Source organism: Sulfitobacter sp. SBS6 (assembly GCF_048285585.1).
Taxonomy (GTDB): Bacteria; Pseudomonadota; Alphaproteobacteria; order Rhodobacterales; family Rhodobacteraceae; genus Sulfitobacter; species Sulfitobacter pontiacus.
In genome coordinates this window covers 73899-95205 of record NZ_JBLWBA010000005.1, presented here as the reverse complement: position 1 = coordinate 95205, position 21307 = coordinate 73899, and the positions used below count along the sequence as shown (strand labels likewise).

Annotated in this window: 22 protein-coding genes and 1 tRNA gene; 13 read left to right on the top strand and 10 right to left on the bottom strand. The window is 59.7% G+C overall.

Annotation, left to right across the window (positions count from 1 at the left end; translation table 11 throughout):
* Positions 1 to 192: 192 nt before the first annotated feature.
* Positions 193 to 1206, top strand: coding sequence for a betaine--homocysteine S-methyltransferase (bmt, locus tag ACNQ62_RS03835; protein WP_418094252.1), 1014 nt, complete (start codon positions 193 to 195; stop codon positions 1204 to 1206).
* Here the strand turns inward: bmt and ACNQ62_RS03830 are convergent.
* Complete coding sequence (locus tag ACNQ62_RS03830) at positions 1203 to 2288, bottom strand: PA0069 family radical SAM protein (protein WP_418094251.1); 1086 nt, start codon at positions 2286 to 2288, stop codon at positions 1203 to 1205. The genes bmt and ACNQ62_RS03830 overlap by 4 nt on opposite strands.
* Positions 2289 to 2490: 202 nt before the next feature.
* Here ACNQ62_RS03830 and ACNQ62_RS03825 point away from each other — a divergent pair, with 202 nt between their 5' ends.
* Together ACNQ62_RS03825 and ACNQ62_RS03820 are read left to right on the top strand one after the other, a co-directional pair.
* The gene (locus ACNQ62_RS03825; RefSeq protein WP_005853706.1) at positions 2491 to 3189 is read left to right on the top strand and encodes a corrinoid protein; all 699 of its coding nucleotides are present in this window, start codon (positions 2491 to 2493) and stop codon (positions 3187 to 3189) included.
* A 50-nt stretch (positions 3190 to 3239) separates the two neighbouring features.
* Complete coding sequence (locus ACNQ62_RS03820) at positions 3240 to 3893, top strand: DUF1638 domain-containing protein (protein ID WP_418094250.1); 654 nt, start codon at positions 3240 to 3242, stop codon at positions 3891 to 3893.
* Positions 3894 to 3954: 61 nt separating this feature from the next.
* On the opposite strand, the gene ACNQ62_RS03815 is transcribed toward ACNQ62_RS03820, so the two are convergent.
* Positions 3955 to 4365 carry a SufE family protein gene (locus ACNQ62_RS03815; RefSeq protein WP_037954435.1) on the bottom strand — a complete coding sequence of 137 codons (411 nt, stop codon included), beginning with the start codon at positions 4363 to 4365 and terminating at the stop codon, positions 3955 to 3957.
* Between the two features lie 120 nt (positions 4366 to 4485).
* Here ACNQ62_RS03815 and ACNQ62_RS03810 point away from each other — a divergent pair, with 120 nt between their 5' ends.
* Positions 4486 to 5007 (top strand): hypothetical protein, encoded by a 522-nt coding sequence (locus ACNQ62_RS03810; RefSeq protein ID WP_168592033.1) that lies wholly within the window; start codon positions 4486 to 4488, stop codon positions 5005 to 5007.
* Between the two features lie 37 nt (positions 5008 to 5044).
* Here the strand turns inward: ACNQ62_RS03810 and rnd are convergent, their stop codons facing one another.
* The 3 genes from rnd to purM all read right to left on the bottom strand — a co-directional run bounded on the left by rnd (position 5045) and on the right by purM (position 7915).
* Entirely contained in the window at positions 5045 to 6202 is a 1158-nt protein-coding gene (gene rnd, locus ACNQ62_RS03805; protein WP_418094249.1) for a ribonuclease D, read from the bottom strand.
* 73 nt (positions 6203 to 6275) lie between these two features.
* On the bottom strand, positions 6276 to 6872 hold the full coding sequence (gene purN / locus ACNQ62_RS03800) for a phosphoribosylglycinamide formyltransferase (RefSeq protein ID WP_418094248.1): 597 nt from the start codon (positions 6870 to 6872) through the stop codon (positions 6276 to 6278).
* Entirely contained in the window at positions 6869 to 7915 is a 1047-nt protein-coding gene (gene purM / locus ACNQ62_RS03795; RefSeq protein ID WP_418094247.1) for a phosphoribosylformylglycinamidine cyclo-ligase, read from the bottom strand. The genes purN and purM overlap by 4 nt, the downstream gene beginning before the upstream one ends.
* Before the next feature lie 136 nt (positions 7916 to 8051).
* Between purM and ACNQ62_RS03790 the strand changes: the two genes are divergently transcribed.
* A tRNA-Ile gene (locus ACNQ62_RS03790) sits at positions 8052 to 8128 on the top strand.
* A gap of 107 nt (positions 8129 to 8235) precedes the next feature.
* Here ACNQ62_RS03790 and ACNQ62_RS03785 read toward each other — a convergent pair.
* The 4 genes from ACNQ62_RS03785 to ACNQ62_RS03770 all read right to left on the bottom strand — a co-directional run bounded on the left by ACNQ62_RS03785 (position 8236) and on the right by ACNQ62_RS03770 (position 13916).
* Positions 8236 to 10380 (bottom strand): ATP-binding protein, encoded by a 2145-nt coding sequence (locus tag ACNQ62_RS03785; RefSeq protein ID WP_418094246.1) that lies wholly within the window; start codon positions 10378 to 10380, stop codon positions 8236 to 8238.
* A 187-nt stretch (positions 10381 to 10567) separates the two neighbouring features.
* Positions 10568 to 11944: an NAD-dependent succinate-semialdehyde dehydrogenase gene (locus tag ACNQ62_RS03780; protein ID WP_418094245.1), complete on the bottom strand. Its 1377-nt coding sequence runs from the start codon at positions 11942 to 11944 to the stop codon at positions 10568 to 10570.
* A gap of 111 nt (positions 11945 to 12055) precedes the next feature.
* A complete protein-coding gene (locus ACNQ62_RS03775; RefSeq protein ID WP_005853722.1) occupies positions 12056 to 12637 on the bottom strand; it encodes a DUF1190 domain-containing protein in 582 nt (193 codons plus the stop codon).
* A 43-nt stretch (positions 12638 to 12680) separates the two neighbouring features.
* Positions 12681 to 13916 (bottom strand): glutathionylspermidine synthase family protein, encoded by a 1236-nt coding sequence (locus ACNQ62_RS03770; protein ID WP_418094244.1) that lies wholly within the window; start codon positions 13914 to 13916, stop codon positions 12681 to 12683.
* A gap of 230 nt (positions 13917 to 14146) precedes the next feature.
* On the opposite strand from ACNQ62_RS03770, the gene ACNQ62_RS03765 reads away from it, so the two are divergent.
* The 6 genes from ACNQ62_RS03765 to queF all read left to right on the top strand — a co-directional run bounded on the left by ACNQ62_RS03765 (position 14147) and on the right by queF (position 17964).
* Positions 14147 to 14821, top strand: coding sequence for a type 1 glutamine amidotransferase domain-containing protein (locus tag ACNQ62_RS03765; RefSeq protein ID WP_037944355.1), 675 nt, complete (start codon positions 14147 to 14149; stop codon positions 14819 to 14821).
* Between the two features lie 71 nt (positions 14822 to 14892).
* A complete protein-coding gene (locus tag ACNQ62_RS03760; RefSeq protein WP_348656196.1) occupies positions 14893 to 15489 on the top strand; it encodes an SDR family oxidoreductase in 597 nt (198 codons plus the stop codon).
* A gap of 233 nt (positions 15490 to 15722) precedes the next feature.
* The gene (gene queC, locus ACNQ62_RS03755; protein ID WP_341205293.1) at positions 15723 to 16424 is read left to right on the top strand and encodes a 7-cyano-7-deazaguanine synthase QueC; all 702 of its coding nucleotides are present in this window, start codon (positions 15723 to 15725) and stop codon (positions 16422 to 16424) included.
* Positions 16424 to 16777, top strand: coding sequence for a 6-carboxytetrahydropterin synthase QueD (gene queD, locus ACNQ62_RS03750; protein ID WP_009824714.1), 354 nt, complete (start codon positions 16424 to 16426; stop codon positions 16775 to 16777). Before queC ends, queD begins: the two co-directional genes overlap by 1 nt.
* Positions 16774 to 17484, top strand: a complete 711-nt coding sequence (gene queE, locus ACNQ62_RS03745) for a 7-carboxy-7-deazaguanine synthase QueE (RefSeq protein ID WP_418094243.1) — start codon at positions 16774 to 16776, stop codon at positions 17482 to 17484. Before queD ends, queE begins: the two co-directional genes overlap by 4 nt.
* Positions 17485 to 17502: 18 nt before the next feature.
* Complete coding sequence (gene queF / locus ACNQ62_RS03740; RefSeq protein WP_005853736.1) at positions 17503 to 17964, top strand: preQ(1) synthase; 462 nt, start codon at positions 17503 to 17505, stop codon at positions 17962 to 17964.
* A 584-nt stretch (positions 17965 to 18548) separates the two neighbouring features.
* Here queF and ACNQ62_RS03735 read toward each other — a convergent pair.
* The gene (locus ACNQ62_RS03735) at positions 18549 to 20174 is read right to left on the bottom strand and encodes a long-chain fatty acid--CoA ligase (protein WP_037944362.1); all 1626 of its coding nucleotides are present in this window, start codon (positions 20172 to 20174) and stop codon (positions 18549 to 18551) included.
* Between the two features lie 88 nt (positions 20175 to 20262).
* Here ACNQ62_RS03735 and ACNQ62_RS03730 point away from each other — a divergent pair, with 88 nt between their 5' ends.
* Both ACNQ62_RS03730 and ACNQ62_RS03725 read left to right on the top strand, forming a co-directional pair.
* Positions 20263 to 20742: an acyl-CoA thioesterase gene (locus ACNQ62_RS03730; protein ID WP_289081061.1), complete on the top strand. Its 480-nt coding sequence runs from the start codon at positions 20263 to 20265 to the stop codon at positions 20740 to 20742.
* A gap of 36 nt (positions 20743 to 20778) precedes the next feature.
* Entirely contained in the window at positions 20779 to 21231 is a 453-nt protein-coding gene (locus ACNQ62_RS03725; RefSeq protein WP_418094242.1) for a GNAT family N-acetyltransferase, read from the top strand.
* Positions 21232 to 21307: the final 76 nt, after the last annotated feature.

The window sequence follows — 21307 nt, the reverse complement described above, 5'->3', positions numbered from 1 at the left end:
ATACCCATCAGCCATTTCTAGCCTGTCACATAGTCCAAGCGCCCCTGCCACGCAAGCGCGCGCCCTGCCCTCATGGCGGTCATGCACGCAGAAACCATGGCAGCGGCTCATGACGATCATGAGAATAATGAAGTTGCGTCAACAGGGGCGTTGTGGGAAACGGCAAAATCACCCATTTAGCGGAGCGTTTTGATGTCCAACCCCCTCACCGATCTTCTGGCTGAAAAAGGCACGCTGCTGGCCGATGGTGCCACTGGCACGAACCTGTTCAACATGGGCCTGATGTCCGGTGATGCGCCAGAGATGTGGAACACCGAACAGCCGCAAAACATCATCAAGCTGTATCAGGGTGCGGTGCAATCGGGCAGCGATATCTTCCTGACCAACTCCTTCGGCGCGAATGCCTCGCGCCTGAAACTGCATAATGCCGAAAAACGCGCCCATGAGCTTAGCCGCGTGTCCGCCGAGCTCGCGCGCGAGGTCGCGGATAAGGTCGGTCGCAAGGTCATCGTTGCGGGCTCCGTCGGCCCCACGGGCGAGATCATGGAGCCGGTCGGCCCCCTCACCCACGCGCTGGCGGTGGAGATGTTCCATGAAACCGCGGACGGGCTGAAAGCCGGCGGTGCCGATGTGGGCTGGCTGGAGACGATCAGCGCCCCCGAGGAATACCGCGCCGCCGCCGAAGGCTTCAAGCTGGCAGGGCTCGACTGGGTTGGCACGATGAGCTTTGACACCGCAGGCCGCACCATGATGGGCATGACATCCGAGGCGATGGTCGACATGGTGCATGACCTCGATTATGGCCCGCTGGCCTATGGGGCCAACTGCGGCACCGGCGCGTCGGATGTGTTGCGCACGGTGCTGGGGTTCGCCTCCAAAGGCATGCCGACGCCGATTGTGTCCAAAGGCAACGCGGGCATCCCGAAATACGTCGAAGGCCACATCCACTATGACGGCACGCCCGAACTGATGGCCGATTACGCCGAAATGGCCCGCAACTGCGGCGCGTCGATCATCGGCGGTTGCTGTGGCACCATGCCGGAACATCTGGTGCATATGCGCGCCGCTCTCGACAGCCGGCCCAAGGGTGACGCCCCCACGCTGGAACAGATCGTGGAGGCACTTGGACCGTTCTCTTCGGCCAGCGATGGCACCGATGGCGAAGGCCCCACCCGCGCACCACGCCGTGGCCGCCGCCGGGGTTAATCCCCGAACAAATCCAACTGCGCGCTCGCCCGTTTGGGCGGGCGGAACAGATCGCAGCGCATCGGCGGCAATAGCGTATCCAGCCCCAACCGTTTGACCGCCAAGGTAAACCGCTGCGCAATCATCTCGGCATAGGGGCCTTCGCCGCGCATCCGTCGGTGCCAATTTGCGTCATATTTCTTCCCTCCGTGCATCTCGCGCAGCCGCGCCATGATGCGACCCGCGCGGTCAGGGTAATGCGCCGCCAACCATTCCTGCATCAAGGGCGATACCTCGCGCGGCAAGCGCAGCATGATCCAGCTGGCCGCGACGGCTCCTGCATTGCGCCCCGCTTCCAAAATCGCCTCAAGCTCGGGATCGGTCAGCGCCGGCACCATCGGGGACGCCATCACCCGCACCGGAATGCCTGCCTCTGCCAAACGTTCGATCACCTGCAACCGGCGTTTCGGTGCAGGCACCCGCGGCTCCATCAACCGCGAAAGCGTCGCATCCAGCGTCGTCACCGACACGCCCACGCGGCACAGCCCGCGCGCCGCCATATCCGACAGAATATCAATATCCCGCTCGATCAGACTGCCCTTGGTCACAATGGCAACAGGATGGTTCGCGTCTGACAGCACCTCTAGCAGCGCGCGCATGATCCGATGCTCTTTCTCGATCGGCTGATAGGGATCGGTGTTCGTGCCAATCGCAATGGGGGCGACCTGGTATTTCTTCGCCGCCAACTCTCGTTTCAACACCTCGGGCGCCTCGGGCCGCGCGATCAGCCGCGTCTCGAAATCCAGGCCAGGCGACAACCCCAGATAGGCATGGCTTGGCCGCGCGAAACAATAGACACAGCCGTGTTCACACCCGCGATACGGGTTGATCGACCGGTCGAACGGCAGGTCTGGCGACTGGTTATAGCTGATCACGGAGCGTGGAATTTCAACGCTTACCTGGGTGCGCAAGACCGGCAAAGGGTCATCATCGCCCGCCCATCCATCGGCCACAGCGCTGACGGTCAGCGGCTCGAACCGGCCCGGGCGGTTGCTGGATGTGCCCCGTCCGGGCAGTCTGTATTTGCGCTGTGCCTGATCCATTCAAATCTTTTGGAACAAATTAGGAACATGGTCAAGTATATTGGCCCAAGCCATTGTTTTACAGCACGATTGAGCGTAATTTCCCAACAACCAAAGCGTCGCACGCGGTGCCGGGTTTGTCGCAAAATGCACGAAGCTTTCGACGTGTATGTGACAAAAAGGCACAAGCCCGCGCGGGTGAGTTAACCGATGAGGAACGACTATGTCGGATGAAGACGAAATTATCCTTGCCGATCTGGACGACGAAGAACTTGTTCAGCAGATGTTTGATGATCTCTATGACGGTCTGCGCGAAGAGATCGAGGAAGGGGTCAATATCCTGATCGAACGCGATTGGGCACCCTATGATATTCTGACCAAGGCGCTTGTCGGCGGCATGACCATCGTCGGGGCCGACTTCCGCGACGGTATCCTCTTTGTCCCCGAAGTGCTTCTGGCTGCGAACGCAATGAAAGGCGGCATGGCGATCCTAAAGCCGCTGCTGGCCGAAACCGGCGCGCCGCGCGTGGGCAAGATGGTGATCGGCACGGTCAAGGGGGACATCCACGACATCGGCAAGAACCTTGTGTCGATGATGATGGAAGGCGCGGGCTTCGAGGTTGTCGATCTTGGCATCAACAATTCGGTTGAAGCCTATCTTGAAGCGATGGAAACCGAAGGGCCGGACATCCTTGGCATGTCCGCGCTCTTGACCACGACCATGCCCTATATGAAAGTCGTGATCGACACGATGGTCGAACAGGGCATCCGCGATGACTATATCGTGCTGGTCGGCGGGGCCCCGTTGAACGAAGAATTCGGCAAGGCCATAGGTGCCGACGCCTACTGCCGCGATGCCGCCGTCGCGGTGGAAACCGCCAAGGAATGGGTCGGGCGGAAACACAACGCCGCCAAGGCGTAAGCAGTTGATCTAGAACATAAAGGCCCTTCCCTACCGGAGGGGCCTTTTGCATGACGGAGCGTGAGATGAAGCCGCCCTCGGACCGTGATCTGACAGAAAAAGGCCTGCCGCTCGCCCCGCAGACGGGCCGCATTCTGCTGATCGCCTGCGGGGCGCTGGCGCGGGAAATTCTCGACCTGAAAGAGGCGAACGGCTGGTCGCATCTGGACCTGACCTGCCTGCCCGCCAAGCTGCATCTCTACCCAGAAAAAATCACCGACGAAGTCCGCGCAGCCGTGGAAAAACACCGCGACAGATACGACGATATATTCGTTGTCTACGCCGACTGCGGCACCGGCGGATTGCTAGCGGCGGAGTGTAAGAAACTTGGCGTGCAGATGGTCGCAGGACCGCATTGCTATAGCTTTTTCGAAGGCAACGACCGCTTTTCCCAGATCTCGGAGGACGAGATTACCACCTTCTATCTCACCGATTTTCTGGTCCGCCAGTTCGACGCTTTCATTATCAAACCCATGGGGCTCGACCGGCACCCCGACCTGCGCGATATGTACTTCGGGAACTACGAAAAGCTTGTGTATCAGGCGCAAACAGATGATCCCGCGCTCACCGCCAAGGCGAAAACATGCGCCGATAGGCTCGGCCTTGCCTTTGAACGGCGCTTTACCGGCTACGGTGATCTGGCGCGCACGCTCAAGGCGCTCTGATCTTCATTTTGCCAAATAAACTCAACTGGCACAGCCGTCGCCACAGCCCGCAGGCACGCGTTCAACCCTGCTGTGCCGCCTCGCCGCGAATCCGTTCGATCATCGCGGTCAGCCCGTTCGACCGCTGCGCCGACAGATGTTCGTTCAACCCAAGGCGCCCCATCTCTGCGCGGGCATCGATGGCGCTGACATCGGCCGCGGGCACGCCGTTATACAGTTTTTGAAGCACCGCAATCAGGCCTGAAACGATCATCGCATCGCTGGCCCCGTCGAAATGGAGCACGCCATCTTCGAACTGCGTATGCAACCAGACCTGACTGGCGCACCCATCTACTTTGGTTGCGGGCACGCGCAGCTCTTCGGTCAGCGGCTCCATCGCCTTGCCCAGATCGATCACATGGCGATAGCGGTCTTCCCAATCGTCCAGAAACTCGAAATCCTCGACCAGTTCTTCAAATGCCTCTGTCGCCACGGTGCGTCCCTCTTTTCGCTTGCCAAACAGGTAGGTTGCACGATGCCAAAGGTCCACCCCCTTCCCAACGGGTCTGGGATGGGTTAGTCAAATATTACCGAAATTTCTACGGCGGACCCCATGCGCAAGACCTTTTCAGCCATCCTGGTATCGACCCTTGTTTTGACAGGCTGCGCGACCGTGCGCGACAGCCGTGTGAACCCGTTCAACTGGTTCGGAACCGCGCGGTCTGAACCGATCACCCGTCAGGAAGCCTCGACCAACCCTTTGATCCCGCAGCGGACCGGATTGTTCTCCTCCTCGCGGAATAAAGAGGTGGTATATGCCGGTCGCCCCTTCGACCAGATCATTGATCTGACGATCGAAGAAGTACCGGGCGGTGCCGTCGTGCGCGCCACCGGTCGCGCGGATCGTCAGGGCATTTACGAGGTGCAGCTGACCCCCGCGAACGAAGACGAGCTGCCAGTGGACGGCGTTCTGACCTACCGTCTTGAAGGGGTAGAACCAAGCGAGGCGACCGCCATCGGCACGCCCCCCACCCGCGAGGTTACGGCCGGCCGCAAGCTGACCAACCAGACGCTGGCTGGGGTGACGACCATCCGCGTCGAAGGGCTTCGCAACGCGATGACATCGCGCCGCTAACCCCAACAAAAATCAATAAAAACCAAAGGGTTGAGCGTTAAAGCTCAACCACTTTCAGATCAGACCCGACCGCGGTCAAGGCGATCTCGCCGTTGCACAGTCGCAGCGCATCTTCCCCGAATACCTCGCGTCGCCACCCTTTCAGGGCGGCCACATCACGCAGCCCTGCGGCGATCCCGTCAAGATCCGCTGCGGGGGCGATCAGCTTGGCCGCAACGCCTGCGCTTTCGGACTTGGCCTTTAGCAAGACACGCAGCAGATCGGACAGCGCCGGATTGACCTGAAGCTTGTCGCGGCTGCGATCAGGCTGCGGCATTTCTCCGGGCGGGCAATTCACGCCAGCGGCCACCGCCTTGAGGATACCATCCGCGATCTCGCCCTTGCGGGCCTCGCGCAGAAGCAGACGGGCGCGGCCCAGTTCCTCGTGGTTTTTCGGTTTGTTGCTGGCCAGTTCTACCATCGCGTCATCCTTATAGACGCGGCTGCGCGGGATGTTGCGGGTCTGGGCGTATTCCTCGCGGAAGGCGGCCAGTTCGCGCACAAGCGCCAGAAACTTTGGCGAATTCGTGCGCGTCTTGACCCGACGCCATGCCTCGCGCGGCGGGGTGACATAGGTGTCAGGGCTGGTCAGGATCTCAAGCTCCTCCTGAACCCAGCGGGCGCGGCCCGTCTGTTCAAGCTTACGCGCAAGGAATTCGTAAATCTGGCGCAGGTGCGTGACATCGGCCAGCGCGTATTTCGCCTGCGCATCACTCAGTGGGCGGCGCGACCAGTCGGTAAAACGGGACGTCTTATCAAGAGGTTGATGGGCGATCTTGCGCACCAGAGTTTCATATCCCACTTGTTCGCCAAAGCCACACACCATCGCCGCGACCTGTGTGTCGAACAAGGGTTCGGGAAAGACGCCCGCATCGACATAGAAAATCTCTAGATCCTGCCGCGCGGCGTGGAAGACTTTGACCACCGACGTATCACGGAACAGCGTGTACAGCGGTTCAAGCGACAGCCCCTCGCTCAGCGGGTCCACCAGAACGGCATTGCTATCGTCGGTTCCGGGCATCGCCAACTGGATCAGACAGAGCTTGGAATAATAGGTCCGTTCGCGCAGAAACTCGGTATCGACGGTTACGTAATCATGCTTGGCGGCCTCTGTGCAGTAGGCTTCAAGCTCGGCGGTGGTGGTGATTGTTTTCATAGCGCTACTTTGGACAGAGGAAGCCATTCAGGCAATGGAAAAGCGCATGGTTTCAGCGCAATAGGCCGCGCGGTCAGCTTTCCAGCATTAAAAGATCACGGTTGCCGCCGGCAAACCGCCGCAGCACCGCAGGGTAAAGACGATGTTCCTGCACCAGAACCCGCGCTGCCAGATCCTCTGGCGTGTCGCCGGCCATGACGGGAATGGTCGCCTGCCCCAAAATCGGCCCGTCATCCAGCGCCGCTGTAACCTCGTGCACGGTGCAGCCATGCTGGGTATCGCCCGCCTCAAGCGCGCGGGCATGGGTGTGCAGCCCCTTATAGCGCGGCAGCAAAGACGGGTGGATATTGATCATCCGCCCCGCCCAAGCATCGGTAAAGCCACCGGTCAGTTTGCGCATGAAGCCGGCCAGACAGATGATGTCGGGCGCATGGGGCATCAGCCGCGCGGTCAGTTCGTTTTCAAAGGCAGCGCGATCCCCTGCAAAGGGCTTGTGATCCACGACTTCGGTCGGGATGCCGCGTTCTTTGGCCCAGGCAATCCCGCCCGCGTCCGCCACATTCGACACCACCACACAGGGCCGCGCGGGATGGTCGCCGGTCATGTCTTCGACCAGCGCCCGCATGTTCGACCCGCCACCCGAAAGGAAAATCGCAACCCGTTTGGTCACAGCAGGCTGCCGGTATAGGCAACGCCCGTGGTCTCGGTGACATTGCCCATCGGATAGACCGTTTCGCCCGCCTGCCGGAGCAGTTTGGTCAGCGCCTCGGCCTCATCCGCCTTGACCACAATGATCATACCTACGCCGCAGTTAAAGGTCTTGAGCATCTCGGCTTCCGAGATCGCGCCCACATCGGCCATCCATTTGAACACGCCGGGCAGCTCCCAGCTGTCCAGATCAATCTGCGCGCCCAGATCATCGGGCAGCACACGGGGCAGGTTTTCCGTCAGACCGCCGCCGGTGATATGGGCCAGCGCATGCACGCCCCCTGCCCGCACGGCCTGCAACGCGGGTTTCACATAAAGCCGCGTCGGCGTCAGCAGCACCTCGCCCAATGTTCCGTCGGCCCAGGGGCAGTCCGCATCCCAGCCAAGGCCAGAGATTTCGACCAGTTTACGCACCAGAGAATAGCCGTTCGAATGCACCCCGTCCGAGGCAAGCCCCAGCAGCACATCCCCCGCCGCCACATCGCGGGGCAGGTCCGCACCGCGTTCCATCGCGCCCACAGAGAAGCCCGCAAGGTCAAAATCACCTTCGGAATACATGCCGGGCATCTCTGCCGTCTCGCCCCCGATCAACGCGCAGCCAGAGCCTTCGCAGCCTTTGGCAATGCCTTCGATGATCCGCGCGGCCTGTTCGGTCTCAAGCTTGCCGGTGGCGAAATAATCGAGGAAAAACAGCGGCTCCGCCCCTTGGCAGACCAGATCGTTGACGCACATGGCGACCAAATCGACCCCCACGCCATCGACGTTGCCGGTATCAATCGCGATCCGCAGCTTGGTGCCCACACCGTCCGTCGCAGCGACGAGGATCGGGTCGGTATAGCCCGCCCCCTTGAGGTCGAACAGCGCGCCGAAACCGCCAAGCCCCGACATCACGCCCGGACGCTTTGTCCGTTTGGCCGCCGGTTTGATACGTTCTACCAGCGCGTTGCCTGCATCAATATCCACACCAGCGTCTGCATAGGTGATCGAGTTCTTGGAGTTGGTCATGACGCATCCCGCTGCCTGTTCCCTTTGCGAAAGTGGGTTATAGCAGGTTGCGCAGGCGTGCAATGCACCTAAGCCACATCTGCGCGTTTCTATCCCTTGACGCGACGGGCCCGCCCGCTTACCAAACCGCGCAGGCGGGCCTGTAGCTCAATTGGTTAGAGCAGAGCGCTCATAACGCTTTGGTTGCGGGTTCAAGTCCTGCCGGGCCTACCAAACTTTCAGTATTCAAACTGAAACCGCCGCATTCCATTTGAAAATACAGGGTTACTCCGGGGTTGCACGCTACGATCCGCGGGACAATCGCGCTGTTTCGCGTGGCCTCAGGCGGCAGCGTTTACCTCGAGGCTTTGCGCGGCGCGGGTGGGGAGTGTCAGGATAAAGCAGCTGCCCTGCCCGACGACGCTGGACACGCTGAGGCTGCCGCCCTGCATTTCCGCCAGACTGCGCGAAATCGCGAGCCCCATGCCCGTGCCGCCTGCCCGACGCGTGGCGGTGGAATCGACCTGATAGAAGACCTCGAAAATGCTTTGGAGTTCGGCTTCGGGGATGCCGGCACCGCTGTCATGCACTTCGAAGCTGACGACATCGCCCACGGGTTTCACCACCAGACGGACGAAACCGGTGTCGGTGAATTTGATCGCGTTGCCGATGAGGTTGAACAGGATCTGCCGCGCGCGCACCTTATCGGCAAAGACCATATCCGCCTCTTGTACCACATCAAAGGCCAGCCCCTTCTTGCTTGAAAGTGTGCGAAGCTGTTCGATTACCGGGTCGACAATATCCTGCACCGCACAAGGACTGGGTTCGATCACCAGGCTGCCGGATTCGATCTTGGCCACGTCGAGGATCTCGTTGATGAGATGCAACAGATGCTCGCCGGATTGCACCAACCGGTTCATCAGGCCGGACAGCTGGTCGTACATCTCATCCAGCAGACGCTTTGCCTCTGCGTGGCTGATCTCTCCGTCCTCATAGCCCTTGAGCAGCGCCTTGGATGACGACAGCATACGCGCATTGCGGGAAAGCTGCGCCACGCCCATGATCACCGTCAGCGGCGTGCGCAGCTCGTGGCTGAGGACGCCCATGAAATCCGTCTTGGCCTTGCTGGCAGCTTCGGCGGCATCCTTGGCGTGGCTCAGCTCGGTCACATCCACGCGCAGGCCGACATAGCTGCCGTCTGCCAAAGGCCGGTCAGAGGCTTTGATCACGCGCCCGCCCGACAGATGTTGTTCTGTCTCGGAGGTCCTGTTTTCGCGATGGATGGCCAAGCGACGCTCGATCCACTCTTCCTCGTTATAGCGCCCCATGGGAAACTGCTTGCTTTTGACACCAATTCTCAGCAGCTCGGCAAAAGGTGTTCCGGGTTTGAGAACCTCGGGGGGAAGCTCGTACATCTCTTTGTATTTCGAGTTGCTCAGAAGCAAACGATCCTGCGCGTCGAACATGACAAACCCGTCGTTCAGCGCTTCGATCCCGCTGCTTAGCAGAACTTCGGCACGTTTGCGCCGCTCTGACACCTGCAGCACATAGAGCAGCGTGCCCAAGAGCATCAGACCGGCCGACGCGATCAGCGCGCGTTTTGACCATTGATCGGGCGCGTGTTTGGGCCATCCGCCCTTGGTGCGCGCTTCCAACATCCATTCCTCGAAGGAGAAATCGAATTCCAACGTAACAGTATCCGCCTCCAGCAGGCCCTGATCGCCGTAGGTGAACATCTGCGGCCCTACCCCCACCTGCGGAGAGGCCGCATGAATGAGGATGTCATAGCGTTCTTCGGCCTCACGTATGCCGGAATTGATCAGGAATTGATCATAGTCCAGCACAAGCGATACGATCCCCCACAGCTGGCGTTTGCTGCCGTCAACATCGCCTTCGGTGGCAAAGTCGGGATCGGGCCAATAGACCGGGGCGCGCAGGATCAGTCCCTTACCGCCTTGCACCAGATCGACGGGGCCGGTCATCAGTTCTTTGCCCAGGTTCAGCATCCGTTCAATGCCGGGAAACTGGTCTTCGTTTGTGCGGTAATCTAACCCAAGCGCGCCCATGTTCGGCGCGAGCGGGTGGATCAGGGTCACGACGAGGTCAGGCGCGGCAGCGATATTGATGACCGTGTCGTCGACTTCACGTATATTTTGAACCCGCTGTGTAAACTCTTCCTGTTTGGCAAAGGGGTTCTCGCCGATGAACGTCGCAAGTTCGCGCAGCGCGAGGGACCGTTCGTGAATGATTTCTTCAAACTGTTCGCGCACCTCAAGCAGGTCCAAGTATGTCTGGGCGCGGGCTTCGTATACGAAAGCTTCGGAGAGCAGACGATCCAGACGGCCGGCGGCGTAGGTAATGATGACCGTCGCGACGAGGAATGCGACCAGTGACCATATACCGCCGATGTGGGTGCGCTTTGTTCTACTTAAGGGCAAGCACTGATCCGCCTGAAGCGCAGCGTAGCTGCGGATTACCTGAAGCATCCAAGTCTAAGAGATCAATCTATGCGGCGGCAGGGCGAGAATTTGCCGACCAAATGTTACCCGTGAGCTGTGGCGCGCGCGCCGCATTCGTTAACTTTGCGTAAACCTTAACCTTCGTGCCCAAATAAGTTGCGCGCGCCGGACATATCTCCGACGCGCGCACCACGTTTACCGTTGCCTCGCAGGCTTAGGGCAGGAAAATCGCCTTGGCGTTGGCGAATTCCTTCATGCCGAATCCGCCATGCTCACGCCCATAGCCGGAATCTTTCACCCCGCCAAAGGGCATATTCGGATCGGCAGCCCCGAAGGAGTTGATGCGGATCATGCCTGTGTCGAAATGCTCTCTCGCGAGCTTCAACGCGCGGTCCTCGTCCTTCGAGAATATTCCGCCGCCCAGACCGTAGCGGCTGTCATTCGCCAGACGCATCGCGTCTTCGTCATCCTTCGCACGGATGATCGACGCAACGGGCCCGAAGATTTCATCGTCAAACGCCGGCATACCGGATTTAAGGTCGGACAGAACGGTCGCGGGATAATAGGCCCCCGTACGGTCAGGCACCTCGCCACCGCACAGCACCTTGGCCCCTTTATCAACGCTTTCTTTTACCTGATCGCGCACGGTCTCGAACTGGTCCTGGCTGGACAATGGACCCAGCTGAACGTTTTCGTCGGTCGGATCACCCATATTGATCTTTTTCATCTCGGTGACGAAGGCATCGACAAAGGCGTCATGGACCTTATCGGCGACAATAAAGCGTTTTGCCGAAACACAGGTTTCCCCGTTGTTATAGAGCCGACCCATAACCGAGAATTTGACCGCTGTTTCGATATCAGCATCCTCAAGCACCAGATAGGCGTCGTTGGACCCGAGCTCGAGCACGGTCTTTTTCAGCGACTTCGCGGCGACCGACCCGATGTGACGGCCCGCGCCATCGCTGCCCGTCATTGTCACGCCACGCACCTTGGGGTGTTCGATCAGCTTGTCGCTGGTGTCGTGGTCGATGAGGATCACTTGGAACAGGTCTTCCCGTAGCCCTGCCTCGATACAAAGTTCGCGCAGGCGCAGGCCCGATCCAGTGCAGATGCTCGCGTGTTTCAGAACACAACCGTTGCCGGTCATCAGGTTCGCCGCAAGCACACGGGTGGGTTGATACAGTGGGAAGTTCCACGGCTGGATCGAATAGATGACGCCGATAGGCTGATAGCTCACGACCCCGCGTTTGCCGTCGGCACCGTGGGTGCGCTCTTCATCCGCAAGCACGTCGGGGCCATTCTTGGCGGTATACTCAAAGATGGCCGCGCAAATCTCTACCTCGGTCTTGCCATCTTTCAGCAGCTTACCTGTCTCGCGCGTCATAAGAGCGGCTAATTCATCCGCGTTCTCGCGCAGCTTGGCGGCGATCTTGGTCAGATAGGGCGCGCGTTCCTTGTGCGACAGCTTGCGCCACTCAAGATGCGCGTCATGACAGGCTTCGATCCGCTGAATAGCCTCTGCCTCGCTCATCAGATCGTAGGACTGGATCTCTTCTTCGGTGGCGGGATTGATTGTCGTGATCTTGGACATGTCTGCTCCTTCTTCGCTTATTCGCGTCGAAGGGCAAACACATGGCCGTCGTATCAAGTTCCTGCGGTTGCGGCTGCAGCGGTCACGTCTGCGTGTGCGACACCCGCGCCCTTAGCCGCCAAAGCCCGTGCGCCCGCTGCCCACCTTCCCGAAACCGCCGCGGGATTTCGCCGTCGCACGGGTCATCGGGGTTTTGCCCACGGTCGTCGCGGGGCGGGTGAATTGCGAGGTGCTGAGCTTGGCGGCACCCTTGTTGCTGGAATAGGTGCTGGTGCGCGCCGCATTGGTGAACTTGCCATCCGCCGTCTTGTACATCGGCTGGCTTGCGGCCATACCCGACCGCCCGCCCAGCATGTTCCCGATCAGATAGCCCGCGAGCAACGGCATAAAGATACCGCCCGATCCGCCCTGTGTTTGCTGCGCCTCTGACCCGCAGGCCCCTTCGCCGTGTTGTTCTTCGCAGACATCCAGACTGTTGTAGCGCGGTGCGGATTCCACATGCAGTGTCTCTGCCTCGGCAAAGGCGGTTTCACAATCGGCGGCGGTGAATGTGCCCCCAAAAGACGCCTCGTTCTTGCAGCTTTGCACATCGGGAAAGGCAGCGGCATCAATCTTTTCGTCGCGGCAACCGGCCAGCGTAAAGGCGGTGGCCCCGATGATCGCGATGGCGACGCGTTTTGACCGTTTTGTCATGATGATCTGCTTTCTGCTGTGGTTCGGCGATTAGGCGACGATGCTAACCGGAATATGGCGCAATGTAATGGGGTTTGAAACGTGACAGATCCTGCGTGATCCTAGACCTGTCCTCGCGCAGGCCGATGCCCGCACAGGTCTGCCCGATGATCCACGCGCCGACCACGGGGCGCATCCCGTCGAACTGCGGCAAGGGCGCATAGGCCTGAAGGATACGCGGGTGTTCGGCATACGCCGTGTTGCTGGCACTTTCGATGATCTGGCCGGATTTCATGATCTCGACCGAGGCCCCTTCGCGCGACAGGATCGGTTTGCGCACATGGGCCCGTGCAAGCCCTGCCCGCGCACGGTCAAAGGCATCCGCCGCACGCCCCGTGACAGAGCCGCGCCCCGCCATCGCCTCGCCCACATCCTGCTCAAAGAACGCAGGGAGCAGGTTCGGGTGATCCTCGAACATCTCCCACAGCACGGGCAGCAGGCCCTTGTTGGACAGCAGCGCTTTCCACGCGGGTTCAAGGAACAGACAGCCAGAGCCTTCGATGTGGTCCGCGTAATCGTCGCGCAGCAGGTCTTCCCACGGGTAGAGTTTGAACAAGACGGCGATGCGGCGGTCCTCATCATCCAGAAACTGCCCGTCATCGCTCAGCGCGATTTTATCAAGGTCGCAATAATGCGCGCCCAACCCCGCCTCGCGCGCGGCCCAGCCCATTGCCTCTACCGTGCCGTAATCTTCGGGATTGCCCGCCACGGCGGTGAAATGCAGATCGCTATCGGGTTCAAACACATCGGCGAAACGGGCGACAAGCGCCTCGTGGATGCCGTTGAACTGATCCGCCCCCTCGGGCAGGTTGCCTGCCTCTAGCTGATCTTCCAACCACTGCCACTGGAAGGCCGCCGATTCATAAAGCGAGGTCGGCGTATCGGCATTATACTCCAGCAACTTGGCAGGACCCTGCCCGTCATATGCCAGATCGAAGCGGCCATAGATCTCGGGGTCGCCTTGCTTCCAGCTGTTCGCGATGAGGTCGCGGTGCGCTTCGGGAATGGCAAGCTTGTCCAACAGCTCTTCGCTGGCAAGGATGTGATCCACCGCCTCGCGGCACATAGCATGCAGCGCGGTCGCGGGGTCTTCGATGTCATTTTCAATCTGATCAAGCGAGAACGCATAGACAGAGGTTTCGTCCCAATAGGGTTCCCCGTGCATGTCCGCGAAGGAAAAACCGACCTCTTTGGCGTGGTCGCGCCAGTGGGGCCGTTCGGCTAGTTCTACTCTATGCATCCGGCCGGACCTTTCCCGCGAAAAACTACCGCGGGTTTAATCGCTTTGCCCCTATGGTGCCAGAGCATATCCACCATTGCCCCTTCCGCACCCGCATCAGTCACAAAAACGTCAGACATATCGCGGAACAACGGGCGCGCCCATTCGTTGAACGGTCTACGCGGTCGTGATTGCGGCGCCCCCAATGACGCCCTGACCGGTATAGGAAATGAATTGAAAGGCCCAAAAACATGAAAATTCTCATGGTACTCACCTCCCACGACAAGCTGGGCGACACTGGTAACAAAACCGGTTTCTGGCTCGAAGAGTTCGCGGCCCCCTATTATGTGTTCAAGGACGCTGGTGCAGAGATCACTTTGGCATCACCCAAAGGCGGACAGCCCCCGCTTGATCCGTCCAGCGATGCAGATGATGCGCAAACCGACGCGACCAAACGGTTCAAGGGCGACGACGCCGCACAGAAAGAGCTGGCCAATACCGAGGTGCTGTCGAGCGTTTCGGCTGACGGTTTCGACGCGATCTTCTACCCCGGGGGCCACGGCCCGCTGTGGGATCTGGCTGAAGACAAGGCCAGCATCAACCTGATCGAAAGCTTTGCCGCCAGCGACCGCCCCGTCGGGGCCGTCTGCCACGCGCCAGCGGTGTTCAAGCACACCAAAGGCACCGACGACAAACCGCTGGTATCGGGCAAAACCGTCACCGGTTTCACCAATACCGAGGAAGAGGCCGTGGGCCTGACCGATGTGGTCCCCTTTCTGGTCGAAGACATGCTCAAAACCAATGGTGGGACCTATAAGAAGGGTGACGACTGGGCATCCTTCGTGGTGACCGATGGCAAGCTTGTCACCGGCCAGAACCCCGCGTCTTCGGAAGAAGCCGCCCACAAGCTATTGTCGCTGCTGTAAAGTGCCGCCCGCTGCGCGAAGGCCGCGCGGCGGGCAGTTTTTCCGCGACACGTATAACAAGGATTACAACCATGAATATTCTCGTCGCCGGCGCGACCGGCAAAACCGGTATCCGCGTCACTGAACAACTTCGCGAACAGGGTCACACGCCGATCGCCCTTGTCCGCGATTCCTCTGACACCAGTGCGCTGGCCTCCGACGTGGTGCTGCGCAAGGGGGACCTGACCAATCTGACCGCTGACGCCTGCGAAGGCTGCGATGCGGTGATCTTTGCCGCGGGCTCCGGCGGGTCCACAGGGCCGGAGATGACCGACAAGGTCGACCGCGATGGTGCCAAAGATCTGGTTGATATCGCCGCCAAGGCCGGCATCTCGCGCTTTGTGATGCTCAGCAGTGTCGGCGCAGACAACCCTGACCCAGACAGCGAGCTTGCGCATTATCTGCAAGCCAAACACGAAGCCGACGTGCATCTGCAAAACTCCGGCCTCGAATACGCCATCCTGCGCCCCGTCGCGCTGACGGATGATGCGGGCAATCGGAATATGATCTTTGGCGACAGCGTTGACGTCAAAGCCAAGGCCGCCCGTGGCGATGTTGCCGCCGCTTTGGTCGATGCCGTCACCGACCCCGAATGGAAGAACCGGGCTTTGCTGATGCAATCCGCCTGATCACGGGTTTGCGCCTGATCTGACTGCGCGCGGGCACCTCCCACCCGTTCGCGGGAAGAATGCGCTGTGCCGCCAGACCCCATCGGTCTGGCGGTTTTTCTATGTGTGACGCTGCGAAAGCGACATTTCGCGCCAAATCCGCCGCATTGGCCCCCTTGGCATCCCTGATCGTCTCGTCTATCAGGCGCCTTCCCGGTCGCAGCCTACCCGGGTATCAAAACAAGGGTTAAGAAATGAAAACGATTGTCATCTGCTCCGGCGGATTGGATTCTGTGTCGCTCGCTCACATGGTGGCGGCCAATCGCAAGCTGACGGGGCTCGTGTCGTTCGACTACGGCCAGCGCCACCGCAAGGAACTGGACTATGCCGCGCTCTGCGCCAAACGTCTGGATGTTCCCCATGACATCATCGATATGCGCGGGATCGGTGCGGCGCTGACCGGGTCCGCGCTGACTGATGATGTGGATGTACCCGACGGGCATTACGCCGAAGAAACGATGCGGGTCACCGTTGTCCCCAACCGGAATGCGATCATGCTGACAGTCGCCTATGGCATTGCCGCCGCACGGGGGGATCAGGCCGTCGCAACCGCGGTGCATGGGGGCGATCACTTTATCTACCCCGACTGCCGCCCCGATTTCACCCAAGCGTTTGAGTTCATGCAATATATGGCGCTGGACGGCTACGCCGATGTGTCGCTTTACACGCCGTTTGTGCACCGCTCAAAAGCCGATATCGTGACCGAGGGCCAGCGCCATAACACCCCCTTCGCCGAAACTTGGTCTTGCTACAAGGGCGGCGCGCATCACTGCGGGCGCTGTGGTACCTGCGTGGAACGGCGCGAGGCTTTCGATCTGGCGGGGGTTGCCGACCCGACCCAATATGACGATCCCGATTTCTGGGCCGAAGCGGTCAAGCGTAAGATCCTCACCTAATGTATACCATTACGAAAGAGTTCCATTTCTCCGCCTCACATCAGCTGTCGCATCTGCCCGATGGCCACCAATGCGCCCGCCTGCACGGGCATAACTATGTCGTGGTGGTGGAGCTTCGAGCCAAAGAGCTGAACGCTGACGGTTTTGTTCGCGACTACGGAGAGCTGAAGCCGCTCAAGACCTATATAGACGAGACCTTCGATCACCGTCACCTCAACGACGTGCTGGATTTTGTCTCCACCGGCGAGAATATGGCGCGTCATCTCTATGAATGGTGCGCGCAGCATTGGCCCGAAACCACCGCCGTCAAGGTCAGCGAGACGCCCAAAACCTGGGCAGAGTACCGGCCATGAGCCAGCTACGCATCGCCGAGGTATTCGGCCCCACGATACAGGGCGAAGGCGCGTTGATCGGGGAACCCACCGTCTTTGTGCGCACGGGCGGCTGTGACTATCGTTGCGCGTGGTGTGACAGCATGCACGCGGTCGATCCCGCATTCCGCCATGACTGGGCCATCATGTCGACCGACGCGGTCTGGCAAGAGGTGCAGCGCCTGTCAGACAACACGCCGCTGACCGTATCCCTGTCAGGCGGCAACCCCGCCATTCAGGACTTCGCGCCCTTGATCCAATTGGGTCATGCCGCCGGCTACCGTTTTGCCTGCGAAACGCAAGGCTCCATCGCGAAACCGTGGTTCGGTCAGCTGGATTGTCTTGTGCTGAGCCCGAAACCACCGTCCAGCGGCGAGACGGTGGATTGGGCCGCTTTCGACCGTTGCGTTGCGGCTGGCGAAACGGCAGTCCAGACGGTGATGAAGATCGTGATATTCGACGACGCGGATTACAATTGGGCCCGCGACGCCGCCACCCGCTACCCCAAATTGCCGCTTTATCTGCAACCGGGCAACGGCGAGGTCGACCCCAGCGTCGCTGTCGATCCGCAGGTGCTGGCGGATAAGCTGTTGTGGCTGGTGGATAAAACCATGGCAGATCGCTGGTTCACACCGCGCTTGCTGCCGCAACTACATGTATTGCTATGGGGCAACAAACGCGGGGTCTGACCCGCCACCGGAGGATTTATGGAAACGATTTACAGCGATTTGCAGCAGCTTGGCGGCAAGACAGAGCTTCCCGCCTCGCCCGAAGAAGCGATGCTCGAGAAAGTCGCGAACCCTCAGGCCGATGTCGATTATTGCGTGCGCTTCACCGCGCCCGAGTTCACCTCGCTTTGCCCGATGACCGGCCAGCCCGACTTTGCGCATCTGGTGATTGACTATGTGCCGGATCAGTATCTGGTGGAGTCCAAATCGCTCAAGCTTTATCTGGGCGCATTTCGCAACCACGGTGCCTTTCACGAGGATTGCACCGTCTCGATCGGCCGCCGTCTGGTAGAGCTGCTGTCGCCCCGCTGGCTGCGCATCGGCGGATACTGGTATCCGCGCGGAGGCATCCCCATCGACGTGTTCTGGCAAACGGGCGAGACCCCCAAAAGCGTCTGGATTCCCGATCAAGGCGTGCCGCCCTATCGCGGGCGCGGGTGAAGCGAGAGAAGCCCTAACTCAACCTTAGATGCAATAGATTCAAGCAATTAGATCAATTTACAGATTTAAAGCGTGTGAAATTTCACAACACCTCTTCGAAAATCATGATGTAAGAGCTTAATTTATAACTAATAATCACAACACCCTTAAGATCAAGACTTAGCACCGCAAGAAAAACCGAATGATAACCAGGAATCTGCGGGGGGTTCCCCCAGCAAATCACCACACCTTAAAGTTGCGTTAATGACTTGGTAACCACTGGCACCGTAGGCTGCGCTCTACGCCAGAAATTTCTTTGGCGCTTAAATATAGGTGCTACATGATCTTAAGGCTTTTTCGGGCGCTTTCACGCGTGCCGTGCAAATTTGGTATTCATCGCTGGCGTGACAGTACAACCATGCCGCAAAAAGTCTGTACGAGGTGCCACTGTCGGCGACAGACCTACGTTTAAGGTCAATGTCTCCGCTTCATAATGCGCCCTTCTGAAGACCACATATAACGCTCCTGCCCCGCATATATTCTATACTGTGGGACAGAAGAAAGCTCAGTCACCGGGGCAGTAGCCTGCCCCGGTGAAGCATTCATCAGCCGTTGATCAGCACTTCGCCGAAGCTTTCGCGCAGATCACGTTTCAACACCTTGCCGGTCGCGTTGCGCGGCAATGCGTCGGTAAAGACGACGCGATCAGGGATCTGCCATTTGGCGATCTTATCTTCGAAGATCGACAGAATCTCTGCCTCGCTCGGGTCCTGGCCTTCGGCTTTTACAGCAATCAGGATCGGACGTTCGTCCCATTTTTCGTGACGGGCACCGATGACGGCCGCATCTGCGATTTGCGGGTGACCGATCGCGATGTTTTCAAGCTCGACCGAGCTGATCCATTCGCCGCCCGACTTGATGATATCTTTTGACCGATCGCGGATCGTGACATAGCCGTCGGGGTCCATTGTCGCCACATCGCCCGTGTCGAACCAACCGTCCTTGTTCAGCGTCTCGCTGCGGGTCTTGCGGAAATAGCTGTCAAGAATCCAGTAACCCTTGGTGACCAGATCGCCCTGCGTCACGCCGTCATGCGCCACGGGATTGCCGTCGTCATCAAGGATTTCAAGATCCACACCAAAGACCGGACGACCCTGATTTTCGCGCAGCTTGTTTTGCGCGTCGGCAGGAAGCTTGGTGTGTTTGGCCAGCAGCTGGTTGATGCTGCCGACGGGCGACATCTCTGTCATGCCCCAGGCGTGGATCGTCTCAACGCCGTATTTCTCGCGGAAGGCGGTCATCATCGACGGCGGGCAGGCAGAGCCGCCAACGACCGTACGCTGCAGGCTTTCCAGCTTGCTGCCGATCTTATCCGCCTCGTTCAGCAGCCCCAGCCAGATGGTTGGAACGCCAAGCGCCAGCGACACATGGTTGGTGTCGATCAGTTTCACCAGCGATGGGCCATCCAGACCGGGACCGGGCATTACCATCGCCGCGCCAACCATAGCGCAGGCATAGGGCGCGCCCCAGGCGTTGACGTGGAACATCGGCACCACGGGCAGCACCACATCCTTGGCCGTGATCGCAATGCTGTCGGCCAGGTTGATCCCAAAGCTGTGCAACACGGTCGAACGGTGTGAATACAGAACGCCCTTGGGGTTACCCGTGGTGCCCGAGGTGTAGCACAGGCTGGAGGCGGTGTTCTCGTCCAGATCCGGCCAGATGAACTCGGGGTCGCCGCTGGCGATCAGGTCGTCATAGAACTTGATCCCGGGCAGTTGCGCGGCGGCTTCTTCATCGGTGCCTTCCATCAGAACGACATGCTCTAGGTGTTCAAGCTTGTCCTGAATGCCTGCGATCAGCGGCACAAACGTCTTGTCGATGAACAGCACCTTATCTTCGGCGTGGTTCAGGATATAGACAAGCTGTTCGGGGAAGAGACGCGGGTTAATGGTGTGGCAGACGAAACCGCCGCCCGATGCACCAAAGTAGATTTCAAGGTGACGGCGGTTGTTCCAGGCGATGGTGCCGCAGCGCGCCTGCGGGTCCAGCCCCAGATTTGTCAGCGCAGAGGCCAGCGCACGGGCATTGCGCGCGACTTGCCCCCAAGAGGTCTGCTCCAACCCGCCGGTGGTCTTGACAGAGACAATCTCTGTCTCGCCGTGAAAGCGTTGTGCGTGTTCGATCAAGCTCGAAATCAGCAGCGGTTTATTCATCATTTGGCCAAGCATGGCGCATCCTCCCAATTAGTCGTTGGGTGCAAAATGGACAAATCACCCCAGTCTTGCAAGCGCCCTCATTGCTGCTTACGCAGGGTTCATGACAGTTATTTATCACACGCCCCTTTCCCCCGATCAGCAACGCGCCGCCGGTATGCCGACACCGCAACCGCTGGCCATGGCAGATCAGGTCCGCTTCTCTGATCTGGACACCAATAACCACGTCAATAACACCGTCTATTTTGAATGGTTCGAACGGCTGCGCATCCGCTATACGCAGTCATTGGTGGAAGGCGGGCTGATCGACAGCCCCGGCCCGCGCGTGGTGATCCGGTCAGGGTCGATCCGCTATCTGCAAGAGATGCTGGAGCGCGAGAATTACATCGTGACCTGCCGCTGCACCAGCTTTCGCAACACCTCTTACGCGTTGGCGCAAGAGGTTTGGGTAGGCCGCGAACTGCGGGCGACGTTCGAGTGTATTTTAGTACTTCTGGAACGGGACGGCTCCGGTCGGTATCCCCTGCCCGACCGCTTGAAACAATATTTTGAGCAGACTGAAAACGCCCGCCCCGAGGGGTAACCGCCGCGTGCGCATGCATCGAAAGGAACATAAGTTATGACAATCACCACCCGCCCGATGGACGCCGCGGATCGCAGCGATTGGGAAGCGCTTTTTGCCGGCTACGCCGCCTTCTACAAGGTCGATCAGACGCCGCAGATGCGTGAAACCGTCTTTGGCTGGCTGATGGACCCCGATCACGGCAGCAATTGCATCGTGGCACAGGATGCCAGCGGCGCGCTTGTCGGGTTCACCCATTACCGCCCCTTTGTCAGCCAGCTGCGCGCGGCGACAAACTGTTTTCTGGATGATCTGTTCGTCAGCCCGCAGGCCCGCGGGTCCGGAGCCGCACAGGCGCTGATCAAAGCGGTTGAGACGGTGGCGAAAAACAACGGCTGGGGCACGCTGCGCTGGATCACAGCAGAGGATAACTATCGCGGGCGTGGGGCCTACGACAAGCTGGCGACCCGCACGGGCTGGGTGACCTATGACATCGCGCTGAACGGGTAGGCTGCAGCGCTGTGCGCGAGGTTGGGGATGAGGGGCCCTGCCCCTCACACTCCCCGGAGTTTATTTGGCAAAATGA

What these genes read in the sequence shown, in the direction of transcription:
- bmt (WP_418094252.1), top strand. Translation starts at nt 193, where the DNA reads ATGTCCAACCCCCTCACCGATCTTCTGGCTGAAAAAGGCACGCTGCTG.
- ACNQ62_RS03830 (WP_418094251.1), bottom strand. Translation starts at nt 2,288, where the DNA reads ATGGATCAGGCACAGCGCAAATACAGACTGCCCGGACGGGGCACATCC.
- ACNQ62_RS03825 (WP_005853706.1), top strand. Translation starts at nt 2,491, where the DNA reads ATGTCGGATGAAGACGAAATTATCCTTGCCGATCTGGACGACGAAGAA.
- ACNQ62_RS03820 (WP_418094250.1), top strand. Translation starts at nt 3,240, where the DNA reads ATGACGGAGCGTGAGATGAAGCCGCCCTCGGACCGTGATCTGACAGAA.
- ACNQ62_RS03810 (WP_168592033.1), top strand. Translation starts at nt 4,486, where the DNA reads ATGCGCAAGACCTTTTCAGCCATCCTGGTATCGACCCTTGTTTTGACA.
- rnd (WP_418094249.1), bottom strand. Translation starts at nt 6,202, where the DNA reads ATGAAAACAATCACCACCACCGCCGAGCTTGAAGCCTACTGCACAGAG.
- purM (WP_418094247.1), bottom strand. Translation starts at nt 7,915, where the DNA reads ATGACCAACTCCAAGAACTCGATCACCTATGCAGACGCTGGTGTGGAT.
- ACNQ62_RS03785 (WP_418094246.1), bottom strand. Translation starts at nt 10,380, where the DNA reads ATGCTTCAGGTAATCCGCAGCTACGCTGCGCTTCAGGCGGATCAGTGC.
- ACNQ62_RS03780 (WP_418094245.1), bottom strand. Translation starts at nt 11,944, where the DNA reads ATGTCCAAGATCACGACAATCAATCCCGCCACCGAAGAAGAGATCCAG.
- ACNQ62_RS03775 (WP_005853722.1), bottom strand. Translation starts at nt 12,637, where the DNA reads ATGACAAAACGGTCAAAACGCGTCGCCATCGCGATCATCGGGGCCACC.
- ACNQ62_RS03770 (WP_418094244.1), bottom strand. Translation starts at nt 13,916, where the DNA reads ATGCATAGAGTAGAACTAGCCGAACGGCCCCACTGGCGCGACCACGCC.
- ACNQ62_RS03765 (WP_037944355.1), top strand. Translation starts at nt 14,147, where the DNA reads ATGAAAATTCTCATGGTACTCACCTCCCACGACAAGCTGGGCGACACT.
- ACNQ62_RS03760 (WP_348656196.1), top strand. Translation starts at nt 14,893, where the DNA reads ATGAATATTCTCGTCGCCGGCGCGACCGGCAAAACCGGTATCCGCGTC.
- queC (WP_341205293.1), top strand. Translation starts at nt 15,723, where the DNA reads ATGAAAACGATTGTCATCTGCTCCGGCGGATTGGATTCTGTGTCGCTC.
- queD (WP_009824714.1), top strand. Translation starts at nt 16,424, where the DNA reads ATGTATACCATTACGAAAGAGTTCCATTTCTCCGCCTCACATCAGCTG.
- queE (WP_418094243.1), top strand. Translation starts at nt 16,774, where the DNA reads ATGAGCCAGCTACGCATCGCCGAGGTATTCGGCCCCACGATACAGGGC.
- queF (WP_005853736.1), top strand. Translation starts at nt 17,503, where the DNA reads ATGGAAACGATTTACAGCGATTTGCAGCAGCTTGGCGGCAAGACAGAG.
- ACNQ62_RS03735 (WP_037944362.1), bottom strand. Translation starts at nt 20,174, where the DNA reads ATGCTTGGCCAAATGATGAATAAACCGCTGCTGATTTCGAGCTTGATC.
- ACNQ62_RS03730 (WP_289081061.1), top strand. Translation starts at nt 20,263, where the DNA reads ATGACAGTTATTTATCACACGCCCCTTTCCCCCGATCAGCAACGCGCC.
- ACNQ62_RS03725 (WP_418094242.1), top strand. Translation starts at nt 20,779, where the DNA reads ATGACAATCACCACCCGCCCGATGGACGCCGCGGATCGCAGCGATTGG.